Annotated in this window: 13 protein-coding genes; 6 read left to right on the top strand and 7 right to left on the bottom strand. The window is 63.8% G+C overall.

The genetic code is table 11. From position 1 onward, the window contains the following. Window position 1: 1 nt before the first annotated feature. Together ACNJX9_RS10880 and ACNJX9_RS10875 are read left to right on the top strand one after the other, a co-directional pair. Entirely contained in the window at window positions 2-1,213 is a 1,212-nt protein-coding gene (locus ACNJX9_RS10880; RefSeq protein WP_439408743.1) for an OpgC domain-containing protein, read from the top strand. Between the two features lie 58 nt (window positions 1,214-1,271). Beyond that, window positions 1,272-3,086: a hypothetical protein gene (locus ACNJX9_RS10875; protein ID WP_439408742.1), complete on the top strand. Its 1,815-nt coding sequence runs from the start codon at window positions 1,272-1,274 to the stop codon at window positions 3,084-3,086. 50 nt (window positions 3,087-3,136) lie between these two features. On the opposite strand, the gene ACNJX9_RS10870 is transcribed toward ACNJX9_RS10875, so the two are convergent. Together ACNJX9_RS10870 and ACNJX9_RS10865 are read right to left on the bottom strand one after the other, a co-directional pair. Then, a complete protein-coding gene (locus tag ACNJX9_RS10870) occupies window positions 3,137-3,268 on the bottom strand; it encodes a hypothetical protein (RefSeq protein ID WP_439408741.1) in 132 nt (43 codons plus the stop codon). 236 nt (window positions 3,269-3,504) lie between these two features. Further along, a complete protein-coding gene (locus ACNJX9_RS10865) occupies window positions 3,505-4,830 on the bottom strand; it encodes a dicarboxylate/amino acid:cation symporter (RefSeq protein WP_439408740.1) in 1,326 nt (441 codons plus the stop codon). 208 nt (window positions 4,831-5,038) lie between these two features. Between ACNJX9_RS10865 and ACNJX9_RS10860 the strand changes: the two genes are divergently transcribed. Both ACNJX9_RS10860 and ACNJX9_RS10855 read left to right on the top strand, forming a co-directional pair. Beyond that, a complete protein-coding gene (locus tag ACNJX9_RS10860) occupies window positions 5,039-5,923 on the top strand; it encodes a LysR family transcriptional regulator (RefSeq protein ID WP_439408739.1) in 885 nt (294 codons plus the stop codon). Between the two features lie 79 nt (window positions 5,924-6,002). After that, window positions 6,003-6,716, top strand: coding sequence for an aspartate/glutamate racemase family protein (locus ACNJX9_RS10855; protein WP_439408738.1), 714 nt, complete (start codon window positions 6,003-6,005; stop codon window positions 6,714-6,716). A 2-nt stretch (window positions 6,717-6,718) separates the two neighbouring features. On the opposite strand, the gene ACNJX9_RS10850 is transcribed toward ACNJX9_RS10855, so the two are convergent. Beyond that, window positions 6,719-7,891 (bottom strand): MFS transporter, encoded by a 1,173-nt coding sequence (locus tag ACNJX9_RS10850; RefSeq protein WP_057743101.1) that lies wholly within the window; start codon window positions 7,889-7,891, stop codon window positions 6,719-6,721. 102 nt (window positions 7,892-7,993) lie between these two features. Between ACNJX9_RS10850 and ACNJX9_RS10845 the strand changes: the two genes are divergently transcribed. Together ACNJX9_RS10845 and ACNJX9_RS10840 are read left to right on the top strand one after the other, a co-directional pair. Continuing rightward, window positions 7,994-8,785 (top strand): AraC family transcriptional regulator, encoded by a 792-nt coding sequence (locus ACNJX9_RS10845; protein ID WP_430648606.1) that lies wholly within the window; start codon window positions 7,994-7,996, stop codon window positions 8,783-8,785. A gap of 251 nt (window positions 8,786-9,036) precedes the next feature. Beyond that, window positions 9,037-10,389 carry a malonyl-CoA decarboxylase gene (locus ACNJX9_RS10840; protein WP_439408737.1) on the top strand — a complete coding sequence of 451 codons (1,353 nt, stop codon included), beginning with the start codon at window positions 9,037-9,039 and terminating at the stop codon, window positions 10,387-10,389. A 214-nt stretch (window positions 10,390-10,603) separates the two neighbouring features. Here ACNJX9_RS10840 and tarD read toward each other — a convergent pair whose 3' ends face one another. The 4 genes from tarD to ACNJX9_RS10820 form a co-directional block, all read right to left on the bottom strand. Then, window positions 10,604-11,773, bottom strand: a complete 1,170-nt coding sequence (gene tarD, locus ACNJX9_RS10835) for a D(-)-tartrate dehydratase (RefSeq protein WP_439408736.1) — start codon at window positions 11,771-11,773, stop codon at window positions 10,604-10,606. 165 nt (window positions 11,774-11,938) lie between these two features. Next, window positions 11,939-12,196 (bottom strand): DUF3297 family protein, encoded by a 258-nt coding sequence (locus ACNJX9_RS10830; protein ID WP_083513977.1) that lies wholly within the window; start codon window positions 12,194-12,196, stop codon window positions 11,939-11,941. Then, the gene (locus ACNJX9_RS10825) at window positions 12,193-12,669 is read right to left on the bottom strand and encodes a glutathione peroxidase (protein ID WP_439408735.1); all 477 of its coding nucleotides are present in this window, start codon (window positions 12,667-12,669) and stop codon (window positions 12,193-12,195) included. Before ACNJX9_RS10825 ends, ACNJX9_RS10830 begins: the two co-directional genes overlap by 4 nt. 2 nt (window positions 12,670-12,671) lie before the next feature. Next, window positions 12,672-14,072 (bottom strand): amidase family protein, encoded by a 1,401-nt coding sequence (locus ACNJX9_RS10820; RefSeq protein ID WP_439408734.1) that lies wholly within the window; start codon window positions 14,070-14,072, stop codon window positions 12,672-12,674. Window positions 14,073-14,231 lie beyond the last annotated feature (159 nt).

Below are 14,231 nucleotides of genomic sequence, written 5' to 3'. Positions count from 1 at the left end.
CATGGGAACAGAGAGCAAGGATCGGTTTATCGTAGAGCGGGATTTGAGGCTCGACCTTTTGCGCGGCCTGGGGCTCTGGATGATCTTTCTCGACCACATTCCGGACGACGTCGTGGCCTGGCTCACGCTGCGCAATTACGGCTTCAGCGACGCAGCCGAGTTCTTCGTTTTCATCTCCGGTTATCTCCTCGGATTCATCTACGTGCCCATCGTGGCTGCGGGCCAGTTTCTTCCGGCGTTGAAGCGATTGTGGCTGCGCGCCTGGCAGATGTACGTTGCCCACCTCCTGCTGTTCCTTGCCTTCACGGCACAGATCGCCCGCGCAGCGAGGAAGTGGGACAACCCCATGTACAAGGACGAGTTCAACGTCGCCAACTTCCTCGCGCATCCCGACGAGTTGATCGGCAAGGCGCTCACGCTGCAATACAAACCCGTCGATCTGGACGTCCTGCCGCTTTACATCTCCCTGGTGCTGGTTTCGCCGTTCGTGGTGTGGTGCCTGGTGCGACGCCCTAATCTGACCTTGGCAGGTTCGATCCTGCTGTACCTGCTCGCTCGCTATTTCGACTGGAACCTGCCGTCCTATCCGAAAGGGGCGACATGGTACTTCAATCCGTTCGCCTGGCAATTGATGTTCTTTTTCGGTGCCTGGTGCGGATGCGGCGCGGTCGCCCAAATCAGCAAAATCATTCAGTCGCGCATCGTCTTCGCGGTCGCGATCGGCTGGATCGCCTTCGCGCTGGTGATCGTGATGTCCTGGCACAGCGCCTTTCTGGAGTCGTTGATCCCGAAATGGATGATCAAGCTGATCTATCCGATCGACAAGACCGACCTCGACATGCTCCGGTTCACGCACTTCCTCGCGCTGGCTGTCATCGTCTCGCGTTATCTCAACAAGGATTGGGAAGGACTGAAGTCGATATGGCTGCGACCGCTGGTGTTGTGCGGCCGGCATTCGCTGCCGCTGTTCTGCCTCGGCGTCTTCCTGTCGTTCGGAGTGCATTGGATGCTGGTGCAGTGGAAGCACCAGGTGATCGAGCAGATTCTGCTCAGCATCGGTGGAATGGTCATCATGACCGCTGCCGCCTGGCTTCTGGATCGTGCACAGCGGGTGCCAAATCTCTTCGTGGACGCCGGCAGCGACGAGCGCCTGGACACGACAGTCCAAGCGGCGGCCACGCCCGTGGCTCGCACTCAGCCGAGCGCCGCGTGAGCTCTTTCGGGGAGGAGAGAGGCATGCATAGGGGCCATAAGCTCTAGGACCACCGGTCATGAGGGACGAAGCGGGAGACAGCGCACCAATTGCCGGCTCCGAGAAGCGGCCTCGGCTCGCTTTGCAAGCGAGCGGGCCGAACGTGAGATCCGACAATGCACTTTGGAGAGTTGAAGAAAGGGCGGCGAGCCGGGTTTCCATTCATCATGCAGCAAAGCATGATGTCGAGGGCACTCCGCGCAGCATCATCCCTTCGAAGGCTTTCGATTTCCTGGCTCTGGCGTTTCTCGCAGTCCTGGCATTCCTCGTGTTCTCCACAGCGAAGGATTACGCGATCTCAAATGACGAGGGCGTCCAGCATCGCTACGGCGAATTGATCATTGCCTACTATCAGAGCGGACTGCGGGTCCGCGATCTCTTCAGCTTCGACAACCTGTATCTCTACGGGGGTCTGTTCGACGTCATAGCCATCGCGCTCGGCCGGGTCATCCCCATCGACATCTACGAATTGCGGCACATCCTCTGTGCCGTTACGGGCCTTGCCGGCATCGCTGCCAGTGGCGCCGCCGCGCGATTGATCGCCGGACCGCGCGCGGGCCTGATTGCGATGGTCGCGCTTGCACTCTGCGGCGCCTGGTACGGCGCCATGTTCAACCATACCAAGGACATTCCATTTGCGGCGGCCATGGCCGGAGCGACGCTGTTCCTTCTCCGCCTGGCGCGCCAACTTCCGGCGCCCCGCGCCCTCGATGTCGTGGTCTTCGGCTGTCTTGCCGGGGCAGCGCTCGGGCAGCGCAGCTATGGTTTGCTGCTGTTCGTCTATCTCGGAGCTGCAATCCTGATCTATCTGCCCTGGCCGGAAAGCCGCGGGGCGCGCCTGGCCGTTGCGGCCAACTCCCTGTTGGCGACATGTCCCGCGGTCGCAGTCGCCTATCTGCTGATGATCCTGGCCTGGCCGTGGGCGGCCCTGTCGCCCCTCAATCCCATCCGTGGCCTGTTTGCCTTCTCGGAATTTCAGTATGCAATCCGCACCCTTTTTGACGGGCGCGTGTACGAGATGGCCAACGTACCGCGCGCCTATGTTCCCTTCTACCTCTTGATCCGCTTGCCGCTGATGACACAGGCGGGCGTCGCGCTGGCGATGGTTTCGCTGCTTTGGCCTCCCCTCAGGCGAGGCTTGGTCCGGTGCCGCGACCTCGCATTGCTCTCGACCATGGTTCTGCTTCCCCTGGGATGCCAAGCCCTCATTCATGGCCCTGCGTTCAGCGGCATGCGCCATTTTCTCTTTGTGCTTCCTCCTCTGGCCATGCTGGCCGGCGTGGGGTTGAACGACGTTCTCAATACGATGGCCGTGCGCAGCCGCCGCCTGGCCTCGGCGGCACTTGCGACGATGTGCGCGGCTTTCCTGTCCGAAGGGATCATGCTGGCAAGGCTTCATCCTTACGAGAATCTATCCTACAACGCCGTGGTCGGAGGACTTCCGGGAGCCTTCCGCCGCTATGACCTGGACTACTGGTTCAATAGCATGCCGGAAGCGATCCGCATCCTCGAGGCATTCGTCCGCGAAACGGCACCGCTCGACAATATCAAATCGCCGGCGGTCTATTCGGTCGCGGTATGTGGGCAACGTCCGGCGTTCGATCACACCGTCACGCTTCCGCAATTGCGTTGGGACTTCCGGTCCGAATGGGACGAATCGGAGTTCTTCATCGCTCCGACGCACATGAACTGCGATCGCGACCTTGATGGCGCCATCATCGGCCGCGTGGAAAGGTTGGGTGTTCCCATTGCCTATGTGAAAGACAGGCGGGCCATTGTGAAGCAACCGGCGACAAACGTCTCAATTGCCGCTCGCCCGCCGGATTCCCGCTGAGAGCGAGATCGCGCCAGGATTTGGAAAGCCGTCGTCTTCTGATCAAGCGTTCAGCGCCCGCGTCCTCTCGGCCTCCATCTATCGCGCAGCTGGACCAGGGACTCGCCAACGAGCACCATCATCGCGAGCACGCTGCCGAGCGTGAGCATGCCCAATCGCCACGCGATCTTGATCTTCTTCATGCGAAACCCTTGTCGTTGCAATCATGGCCGAACCTTGCGATCGAAAGCTTGACGAGGACTTTCACTGACGGCGCCGAACGCGGCGCCTTCTGCAAATTGTTATGCGAAATTTGCATCGGCCAGTCGTGTCTTGCATCGAAGCCCGGCAAACGCGTCCGGCAAAGACAAAGGCCCCGGCTACCGCCGGGGCCTTTGAATCAAGCGCAGCATGTTTTCGAATGGGCCGGACCGGCCTCCTATCCGCCCGCCGCACCAGCTACGGCAACCGCCGGCGTTGCGGTCTCGACGGATGGCTCTTCGATCAGACCACGCTCGTCTTCCCACGTCGCCACGGCCGCCGTCGCAATGCCGTTGCCGATGACATTGGTCATGGTCCGGCCCATGTCCAGGAACTGGTCGATGCCCATGACGAGAAGCATGCCGCCCACCGGCAGGTTGAACATCGGCAGCGTCGCGGCGACGACCACGAGCCCCGCGCGCGGCACGCCGGCGATGCCCTTGCTGGTGACCATCATCACCAAGAGCATGACGAGCTGTTGCGTGAAGCTGAGCTCGATGCCGTAGGCCTGGGCGATGAACAGGGCCGCAAAGGCCTGGTACATCATCGAGCCGTCGAGGTTGAACGAATAGCCCAGCGGCAGCACGAAGCCCGAGATGCGCTCGCTGACGCCGAACTTGGTCAATTGCTCGATCATCTTGGGGTACGCGGCCTCGCTGCTCGCGGTCGAGAAGGCCAGCAGCATCGGCTGACGCAAGAGGCCGATGAGATGAAGCACCGGCCGGCCGAGCGCCACGAGGCCAACGAGAACGAGGACGCTCCAGAGCACGGCAAGGCTGAAATAGAAGGTCGCGATGAACTTGCCGTAGGTCACGAGCACGCCAAGGCCCTGCGTGGTGATGACGGCTGCAATGGCCGCGAACACGCCAAGCGGGGCGAACTTCATCACGAAGTTCGTGATCTGCAGCATGACGTGGACCAGCTCGTCGATCGAGGCAGCGATAGTCCTGGCGTGGCTCGTCCTCAGCCTGCTGAGGGCGAGCCCGAAGAACACGGCGAAGACCAGGATCTGCAGGATTTCGTTGGTCGACATCGCCTGGGCGATGCTGGTCGGAAAGACGTGGGTGATGAAGTCCTTCAGATTGAATCCGGCCGTCTGCAAGGTGTTGGCGGCATCGGCATTGGGAAGCGGCAGCTGCAGACCACGGCCCGGGGCGAACAGGTTCGCGAAGATCATGCCGAGGCCGAGCGAGACGAGCGAGGCCGAGACGAACCAGCCCATGGACCTGGCGGCAATGCGGCCGACCGCCCCGCCTTCGGAGCCGAGGCTGGTAATCCCTGACACGATGGTGCCGAAGACGAGCGGCGCGATGATCATCTTGATCATGCGCAGGAACACGTCAGTTGCGATCGAGAAATATCCGGCGATGGTCTTCGCCATCTCCGGCGTCGGCGCCAGCTCATGACAGGCGTAGCCGGCCAGGATGCCGAGCAGCAGGCTGACCACGAGAGCATTGGTCAGGCGGTTGGATCGCGCGGATGAATTGTCGGCATTCACTGTCATCTGCCTGTGACCTCCCTTGAGCGCTTGGTCCGCATGTTCTTCGCGACAGTGAACCTCGCGCTGAGCTTCCCGCCACGGGGCGCATGCATGCGCCTGCGGACGGCGGGCCGTCCAATGTTATGCCGGCAAGCTCTATTCCGATTTTGCATAGATTTCCCGCCAGGATCAGGGCATCTTCGCAAGGCGAGCCTCGCCCGGAGCAGACCCGATGGAATTGAAATGGCTGGAGGATTTTCTCAGCCTGGCGCGAACGCGCAGCTTCTCGCGCGCGGCCGATGAGCGGCACGTGACGCAATCCGCGTTCAGCCGCAGGATCCAGGCGCTGGAGCTTTGGCTCGGCGTGTCCCTCGTCGACCGCAGCAGCTACCCGACGACGCTGACCGCCGAGGGTCGTGAGTTCCTGGAGACCGCGGAAGAAACCGTTCGCATGCTCCATGCGGGTCGTCTCGCGCTTCAGGCGAGCAAGCGGCCGAGCACGCAAGTGGTCTCCATCGCCGCTCTGCACACCCTGTCGCTGCACTTCTTTCCGCGCTGGTTCCGGACCATCGAGAAAGAGGTCGGGCCGATCGGCAGCCGCTTGCTGCCCGATGATTTTCACAGCTGCCTGCAGGCGCTGGTCGAAGGCAGCTACGACTTCCTGCTCACCTTCCATCATGGCAATGTGCCGATCCTGCTGGAGCCGGAGCTCTACCCGCATATCGTCGTCGGCATGGACAGTTTCGTCGCCGTCCGCAGTACGGCGCTCGCTGGAGACGATACCGCTTCGCTGCCCCTGCTCAGCTACGCCGCGAACTCGTTCCTGGGACGGGTCGCCACCTTCGCCCAGGCCCAGGCCGGCTCGCCGCCGGCGCATGTCAGTCACACCAACGAGAATGCCATGGCCGAGGGGCTGAAATTCATGGCGCTGGAGGGCTACGGCTTGGCGTGGCTGCCGCGCAGCCTGGTGACCCGGGAGATCGATGAGGGCACCCTCGCCATCGTGGGGCCGGAGATCCCGCTGGAGGTTCGGCTCTATCGCAGCGCACGCCGGACCCGGCCCATCGTGGAGAAGGTCTGGAACGCGGCGCAGGCGGCCGCCCCCAAAACTATGTAGAAGCCGCATATGCCGTTCTGAACAGGCATTGGATTTGCCTGAAGCGGCCGTGCATCGTGGCTCCAACAAGGAGAGTTCGATGCTTGGCATTCTGGGCGGCATGGGGCCGATGGCGACCGTGGATTTCATGGGCAAGATCGTCAGGAACACCCCCGCGTCCTGCGATCAGGACCACATCCAGATGGTGGTGTGTTCGGCGACCGACGTGCCCGACCGCACCGCCGCCATCCTCGGGCACGGCGCCGATCCCTTTCCCGCCATGCTGAATGCCTTGCGCCGGCTCGAGCTGTCAGGCGCGACCCGCATCGCCATCCCCTGCAATACGGCGCATCATTGGTACGGCGCGCTGCAGGCCGAGACGTCGGTGCCGATCATCCACATCGTCGATGCCGTCACTGAGGCGCTGGCGCAGCGGCGGACAAGCCCGACCCTCGGCGTGCTTGCGACCGACGGCACGGTGCACGCCGGGATCTACCAGCAGCGTCTTGCCGAACGCGGCTATGCCTGCGTGGTGCCCGCCGCGACGGCGCAAGCCGAGGTGATGCGCGCGATCCGTCTCGTCAAGGCAGGACTTAACGAGGAAGCGGCCGGCATCCTCGGCCGGGAAGCAGAGGCGCTCGCGGCCAGAGGCTGTTCGCACATCGCGATGGCCTGCACGGAGATTCCGCTGGCGCTGGCGGCTCTCGACAGCGATGTCGGCGCGGCGCTGCTCGATCCCACCGACCTGCTGGCGCAGGCCTGCGTCAGATCATTCCTGGCCGCGCCGCAGGAGATGGTGCGGCAAGTGGCGTAGCCTCACGTCGCCGCGGGCGTGCGGATCTCGCGCGGCAGGATGATCGCCGCGGCGATCGCGAGCAGGCAGAGGCCTGCAAACGCGTGCAGCATGGTGACGAAGCCGCCCTGCTCGTAGAGCCAGGCGACGAGGCCGACTGACGCGCCCGCCGCGGTGAAGCCGATGAAGTAGCGCACCGCATAGGCGCGCGAGCGCCATTCCTCGCTGGTGTATTTTCCGACCATGGCGTCGTTCACCGTGACCTGGCCGAAGGCCCCCATGACGATGCCGATCGAGACCACAATCAGCGGCAAATTGCTCAGGCTCGCGGCCAGATACAGGAACGGCGCCAGCATGAAGGACAGCGGCAAGGCCACCGTCTTGAGCGAATAGCGATCGAGCAACCGGCCGATCGTGTACTGCGTCATCGCGCCGAACACGTAGACGCAGGCGGCAATGATTCCGAGCAGCGCCGGACTTTTTGTCAGGTCCGCGAGCCGCTCCGCGAACAGCTTCGGCAGCGCGACGGTGACGGCATTGAAGGTGGTGGAGATCGCGATCACGACGATCAGCAGCGACAGCACCACGCGCCACATGTCCTGCTTGGCCACGCGCGCCTGGGCTGCGGCCTGCTTCGATCCCTTGCGATCCTCATGCACCACCAGCATCGCGAAGGCGATGCCGATCAGGATGGTGACGATACCGGGGATGATGAAGGCAGCACGCCAGCCGAGATATTGGCCGATCACGCCTGTTACCAGCGCGGAGGAGGCGACGCCGAGATTGCCCCAGACGCCGTTGATGCCCATCTCGCGACCGAGCCTGTCGGCATAGGACACGATCATCGCGGTGCCGACAGGATGATAGATCGAGGCGAAGATGCCGATCGCGAGCAGCGCGGCGCCGAGCTGCGCGGGCGTCTGCACCAAGCCGACCGAGATCATGGAGGCGCCGATGCCGACGAAGAAGATCAGCATCATGTGGCGGCGGCTCCAGCGGTCCCCGAGCCAGCCGGTCAAGAGCGAGCCGGCGCCGAAGGCGATGAAACCCGGCGTCGCGTAAGGCAGCAGTTCCGAATAGGCCATGCCGAGCGCCGGCCCCATGATGATCACCGCGGCGGCGAAAATCAGCATCGAATAATGATCGATGAAATGGCCGGCATTGACGAAACTGATGACCCTGACGGGGCTGTTCATGTCCCGAATCCTCTCCTGCTCCGAAATGAGTTATATGTCTTGACCATGACGGGGTGCTGCCAATGACTGTCTTGGAAAGGCCAAATTTTGGAAACGCCAATCTTGGAAACGCCAATCCTGCGGGAGGTCCGGAGCAACCATCGCTCGCCCGCGGGCGTGCACCTGGTTGCGCGCGACTATCCCAGGGGGATGCGGATCGATCTGCACATGCACCGCGAAGCGCAGCTGATCTACGCGGTGAAGGGCACGATGCAGGTGAATACGCCCGGCGGACGCTGGCTGGTGCCTCCGGACCGCGCGGTCTGGGTGCCGGCCGGGCTCGAGCACGCCATCGACCTGCTCGCCGACACCGAGATGCGCACGCTGTATTTCGACCTCGCCTGGCTCAAGCGCGAACAGCGCTATGAAGGATTGACGCGGGAATTCGTGGTGCGGGTGTCGCCGCTGCTCAACCAGGCGATCCTGGCGCTGTTCGACGTCCGCAACACCGAAGAGCGAACGGAGCTCCTGGTGCGCCTCGTGATGCTGGAATTGCACCAGGCCGAGGATTCCGCGACCTTCGTGCCGCTGCCACAGGAAGTGCGCTGCCGCCGCGCGGCGATGATCGTGCTCGACGATCCCACTGCCCTGCACGACATCGACACGCTGGCGCGCGAGGTCGGCACCTCCGCGCGCACGCTGTCGCGGCTGTTCTCGGCGGAGACGCAGCTCAGCTTCAAGAGCTGGTGCCAGCGCGCGAGGATCGCGGCGGCGATCCAGAGACTGTCGACGGATGCGAATGTGTCCATAAAGCAGCTCGCGACCCAGCTCGGCTACGCCAGCGTGCCGGCGTTCTCGGCGGCGTTCCGCCAGGTGACGGGACGGACGCCGACGGAGTTTGCGGGGAAGGTGTGAGCCTCGCTCCCCGTCATTGCGAGGAGCCCTTGCGACGAAGCAATCCAGGCTGCCGCCGAGGAAAGATTCCGGATTGCTTCGCTGCGCTCGCAATGACGGTGTTGAGGCAGTTGCCCCTCGCCCGGGATAGCGGCATTCTCGGAACGCACGGCCCGACCAAAGATGCCGCATTCCCCTGCTTGATTGTGATCGGCTTCCGCCTAAATCCCGTGTAAGCTTGCGCATCGCACAAACCCGGATTCGAAAGCCTGATGGCCAATGCCTTCTTCTCCGACCTGCTCGCCACAATTTCCGAGCGCGGCCGAACGCTGCTGCGCCGGAGGGATTCCGCTGATACCAAGCAGGACGCCGACGGGCTGATCGCGCTTTGCAACGCGCTGCTGTCGGGCCGGGGCGAAGCCTCCGGCACCGCGATGGCGCGTGAGGTGCTCGACATCTACCAGGGGTTGGATGCGGCGGGACGACGCGCCTTCTTCGAGGGGTTGGTGCGCGATTTCGGACCGGACCGGGAGCGCCTGAGCAAGGCGATCGAAAAGTGGCGCACCCGACCTGATGACGAGGACGCCAGCGCGCTGCATTTCGCCTCGGAGCCGCGACGGCAGGAGCTGATCCGCCGGCTCAACCGCGCGCCGGGCGGCACCGGCGATCTCGTCGCCATGCGGGCCGACCTGCTCGGCATGATGAACGGACACACCGACCTCGCCGCGCTCGACCGCGACGTCTCGCATCTGCTCTCTTCTTGGTTCAACAGGGGGTTTCTCGTGCTGCGCCGGATTGACTGGTCGACCCCGGCCAACATCCTCGAAAAGATCATCCGCTATGAAGCCGTGCACGAGATCTCTGACTGGGACGATCTGCGCCGCCGCATCGATCCGGTCGACCGCCGCTGCTACGCCTTCTTTCATCCCGCGATGGTCGACGAGCCCCTGATCTTCGTCGAGGTGGCCCTGACCGAGACGATTCCCGGCGCGATCGCGCCGCTGCTGGCGGTCGATCGCCAGCATCTGGGAATCGAAAAGGCGCGCACGGCCGTGTTCTATTCGATCTCCAACACCCAGCGCGGGCTTGGCGGCATCTCCTTCGGCAGCTTCCTGATCAAGCAGGTGGTCGAGGAACTGCGCCGCGAGCTGCCAAAGCTCGACACTTTCGTGACGCTGTCGCCGGTGCCGGGCTTCATGTCATGGATCAAGCAGGACAAGTATCTGCCGCTGCCGGACGAGGACCGCGAGATCCTCAAGCGCCTCGACGATCTCAAATGGTATGAGAATCCGGAGACGACCACGCAGCTGCGCGCCGTGATCGAGCCGCTTGCCGCCTACTACTTCCTGAAGGCACGCACGCCGAAGGGCCGCCTGATCGATTCCGTCGCCCGCTTCCACCTCGGCAACGGCGCGCGGCTCGAGCGCATCAACTGGCTCGGGGACCTCTCGCCCAAGGGCCTGCGCGAATCCGCCGGCGTGATGGTCAACTATCTCTACCGTCTCGACGACATCGAGAAGAACCACGAAGCCTATGCCAATGACGGCGAGGTGGTGGCATCGAGCGCGGTGAAGAAGCTGCTGAAGGGCGAAGGGCGACGGCTGCTGGACATGCGGCTGTCGTAGGGGCGCGTTCTCTCCGCCGTCATTGCGAGCGTAGCGAAGCAATCCGGACCATCTCCGCGGAAAGACGCTGGATTGCTTCGCTCGCCATTGCGAGCGCAGCGAAGCAATCCAGAATCTTCCTCGAGACTCTGGATTGCTTCGTCGCAAGTGCTCCTCGCAATGACGTGTGGAGAGAGCTGCGCTCGCAATGACGGAGGGTGTGGACGCAGACGGCCTACTCCGCCAGCGCCTTCATCTCCTTGTAGAGATCGGACTTGGCTTCGAAACCGATGCCCGGAAGGTCGGGCATGGTGATGTGGCCGTTCTCGACGCTGATACCATCCGGGAAGCCGCCATAGGGCTGGAACAGGTCGGGATAGCTTTCGTTGCCGCCGAGACCGAGGCCGGCGGCGATGTTGAGCGACATCTGGTGGCCGCCATGCGGGATGCAGCGGCTGGGTGACCAGCCGTGGGTCTTCAACACGTCCAGCGTGCGCTGGTATTCGCACAGGCCATAGGACAGCGCGCAGTCGAATTGCAGCCAGTCGCGGTCGGGGCGCATGCCGCCATAGCGGATGAGGTTGCGGGCGTCCTGGTGGCTGAAGAGATTCTCGCCTGTCGCCATCGCACCCGGGTAGAATTCGGCGAGTGCGGCCTGCAGCGCGTAGTCGAGCGGATCGCCGGCTTCCTCGTACCAGAACAGCGGATAATCCCGCAGCATCTTGGCGTAGGCGATGCCGGTCTCGAGATTGAAGCGGCCGTTGGCGTCGACGGCGAGCTGGGCGTCCTTGCCGATCTCCTTCAGCACCGCCTCGATGCGGGTGCGGTCTTCCTCAATCGGCGCACCGCCGATCTTCATCTTCACGACGTTGTAGCCGCGGTCGAGATAGCCGCGCATCTCACCGCGCAGCATCGAGAGATCCTTGCCGGGATAGTAATAGCCGCCGGCGGCGTAAACGAACACGCGCGGATCGGCGGTGACGCCATGACGTTCGGCGAGCAGGCGGAACAGCGGCTTGCACGCGATCTTCGCCACCGCGTCCCACACCGCCATGTCGATGGTGCCGACCGCGACCGAGCGCTCGCCATGGCCGCCCGGTTTCTCATTGGTCATCATCGCGCCCCAGACCTTGTCGGGGTCGAGATTGTCGCCGGCCGCATCGAGCAGCGACTTCGGATCGGCTTCGAGAATGCGCGAGGCAAAACGCTCGCGGATCAGCCCGCCCTGCCCGTAACGGCCGTTGGAGTTGAAGCCGTAGCCGACGACGCGCCTGCCGTCGCGCACGACATCGGTGACGACGGCGACCAGGCTCGTCGTCATCTTCGTGAAGTCGATATAGGCGTTGCGGATCGGGGAGGAGATCGGCTTGGTGATCTCGCGGACGTCGACGATGCGGACGGACATGGGGGGCCTTCGGTGGCTATTGTCGTCATTGCGAGGAGCGAAGCGACGAAGCAATCCAGACTGCCTGTGCGGAAAGATTCTGGATTGCTTCGCTGCGCTCGCAATGACGAGGGGAGAGAGCGCTCCTCGCAATGACGAGGAGAGAGCGCAGTGCGCGCCTAGCGCTTACTTCTTATCCCGGAAATACGGCTCGACCGGGCCATGCACCTTGATGGTCAGCGGGTTGCCGTAGCGGTCCTTGGCGTTGCCGGCGGTGACGCGGACCCAGCCTTCGCTGATGCAGTATTCCTCGACATTGGTCTTCTCGATGCCCTTGAAGCGGATGCCGACGTCGCGCTGGAGGATCTCGGCGTTGTAATAGGGGCTGTTGGGGTCGACCGACAGTCGATCGGGAAATTCATCGCTCATGGGTGTCTCGCTCATAACAGGGTTTCGATTTGCTGCCGCAGCCCTTCCGGCCGTGCGGTCGGCGCATAGCGCGCGGTCACCTTGCCGGCACGGTCCACCAGGAATTTGGTGAAATTCCATTTGATGGAGGAACCGAGCAGACCGGATTGCTGCCGTTTCAGGTACTCGTACAGGGGATGCGCGTTGGCGCCGTTGACGTCGATCTTCTCGAACAGCGGAAAGGTGACGTCGTAATGGGTCGAACAGAATTCCTGGATCTCGGATCCCTGCCCGGGCTCCTGCGCGCCGAACTGGTTGCAGGGAAAGCCCAGCACCGAGAAGCCGCGCGGCGACAGATCGCGATGCAGATCCTCCAGGCCGCGATATTGCGGCGTGAAGCCGCATTTGCTCGCGGTGTTGACGATCAAGAGCACCTGCCCTTCGAAGCGTTTCATCGGCACCTCTTCGCCCGCGAGCGAATTGGCCTTGAACTCGTAGATCGCAGCCATCGCTAGCCCACGGGATCGATCGGCGAGGCCGGCACGCCGCCGGCCTCGATCGCTTCACCGGCGAGCAGACAGAGATCCTCACGGTAGCGGCCGGAGACGATGTGCACGCCGACCGGCGTCTTGCCGACGAGGCCGGTGGAGACCACGAGGCCCGGCAGGCCCATGAAGGGAATCGCGATCTGCGGCAGCTGCGCCTCCCAGACCCGCTTGAAGGATTCGTCGTCCTTGCGGTCGAGATGATCCGGGAACGGCAATTCGCCCGAGACCGGCGTCAGCAGCACCGCATATTTTTCGAAGAACAGCATCCATTCGCGCGTCAGCGTGGCTCTTCGGGTCAGCGTCTTGGCGTAAGTCGCCTGGTCCATCGGCGTGACCCTGGCGCGGACGCCGCGCAGGCAGGCCAGCGCGCCGGGATCGCCCTCGCGTTCGGCCATCTCGAGCTGTGCCTCGAAAGCATCGCCGAGCCAGAGTTTGATTTGCCACTCGACCGCTTCGCGCATCGGCGGCGTGTTCTCGATCACATCGACGGTCCAGCCGGCGCGCTCGAGGCGCTTGCCGGCGTCGGTCACGGCGGCCTTGACCTCAGGCGTGGTGGCAAGACCATCCGGATTGAGGCAGAGCGCGGCGCGCTTCTCGCGCGCCGGGCCTTGCAATGGCACGGGCACGTACCAGGGATCGCGCACGTCGCGCGCCGACATCGCCGCGAGGGAAATCCTGAGGTCATTCACAGTGCGCGCCAAGGGGCCCGAGACGGCCATGATCTGCGGACCGATCGGTCGCTCCGGCAGCGCCGGGTTGAAGGCGGGGATGCGGCCCAAGGTCGGGCGCAGGCCGTGGACGCCGCAGGCATAGGCGGGATAGCGGATCGAGCCGGCGATGTCGGTGCCGTGGGCGACGGCGCCGATGCCGGCCGCCACCGCCGAGCCGGCACCGCCGGACGAGCCGCCCGGGGTCAGCGCGGCATCGCGCGGGTTCTTGGTGTCGCCATGGACGAGATTGGTGGTGAACCAGCGATAGGAGAAGGCCGGGCAATTGGTGCGCCCGAGGAGAACCGCCCCGGCTTTGCGGAAATTGGCGACGACAGGATTGTCCTCGCGCGCGATCAGGTCGCGCTGGAGTTTCAAGCCGTTGGTGGTGGCAAAGCCTTCCTGGTCGACATTGGCCTTGATGGTGACGGGCACCCCCGCCAGCAAGCCGGGATCCTCGCCCCTGGCGATGGCGGCATCGACGGCGTCGGCCTGCTTGAGCACGTCCTCGGGCCGGTGGTCGATCACGGCGTTGAGCCTGGGATTGACAGCATCCAGGCGGTCGAGGCCGGCCTTGGCGGCCTCCCGAGCAGACACCTTCCTGGATTTGACGAGGGCAGCGAGGTCGGCGGCCGACAGGCGCCATAGATCTTGCATGACATGCTCCGTGTGACCGGCGTCTTTTAGCGCCGGGATCGCGGCAAAGCCATGCGGATTTCGCGGGGAGGAAAGGCGGTTTGGGCCGGGGTAGTGCCTCATCCTCCGTCATTGCGAGGAGCTCTTGCGACGAAGCAATCCAGACTGCCCCCGCAGAGG

The sequence above is a fragment of the Bradyrhizobium sp. BLXBL-03 genome (genome assembly GCF_051853015.1).
GTDB lineage: Bacteria > Pseudomonadota > Alphaproteobacteria > Rhizobiales > Xanthobacteraceae > Bradyrhizobium > Bradyrhizobium manausense.
Note: the sequence above shows the minus strand (reverse complement) of the source record. Positions and strands in the feature narration are given on the sequence as shown.

Excerpts from the sequence above, each read along its gene's own strand:
- ACNJX9_RS10880 (WP_439408743.1), top strand. The coding sequence starts at position 2 with ATGGGAACAGAGAGCAAGGATCGGTTTATCGTAGAGCGGGATTTGAGG.
- ACNJX9_RS10875 (WP_439408742.1), top strand. The coding sequence starts at position 1,272 with ATGAGGGACGAAGCGGGAGACAGCGCACCAATTGCCGGCTCCGAGAAG.
- ACNJX9_RS10870 (WP_439408741.1), bottom strand. The coding sequence starts at position 3,268 with ATGAAGAAGATCAAGATCGCGTGGCGATTGGGCATGCTCACGCTCGGC.
- ACNJX9_RS10865 (WP_439408740.1), bottom strand. The coding sequence starts at position 4,830 with ATGACAGTGAATGCCGACAATTCATCCGCGCGATCCAACCGCCTGACC.
- ACNJX9_RS10860 (WP_439408739.1), top strand. The coding sequence starts at position 5,039 with ATGGAATTGAAATGGCTGGAGGATTTTCTCAGCCTGGCGCGAACGCGC.
- ACNJX9_RS10855 (WP_439408738.1), top strand. The coding sequence starts at position 6,003 with ATGCTTGGCATTCTGGGCGGCATGGGGCCGATGGCGACCGTGGATTTC.
- ACNJX9_RS10850 (WP_057743101.1), bottom strand. The coding sequence starts at position 7,891 with ATGAACAGCCCCGTCAGGGTCATCAGTTTCGTCAATGCCGGCCATTTC.
- ACNJX9_RS10840 (WP_439408737.1), top strand. The coding sequence starts at position 9,037 with ATGGCCAATGCCTTCTTCTCCGACCTGCTCGCCACAATTTCCGAGCGC.
- tarD (WP_439408736.1), bottom strand. The coding sequence starts at position 11,773 with ATGTCCGTCCGCATCGTCGACGTCCGCGAGATCACCAAGCCGATCTCC.
- ACNJX9_RS10830 (WP_083513977.1), bottom strand. The coding sequence starts at position 12,196 with ATGAGCGAGACACCCATGAGCGATGAATTTCCCGATCGACTGTCGGTC.
- ACNJX9_RS10825 (WP_439408735.1), bottom strand. The coding sequence starts at position 12,669 with ATGGCTGCGATCTACGAGTTCAAGGCCAATTCGCTCGCGGGCGAAGAG.
- ACNJX9_RS10820 (WP_439408734.1), bottom strand. The coding sequence starts at position 14,072 with ATGCAAGATCTATGGCGCCTGTCGGCCGCCGACCTCGCTGCCCTCGTC.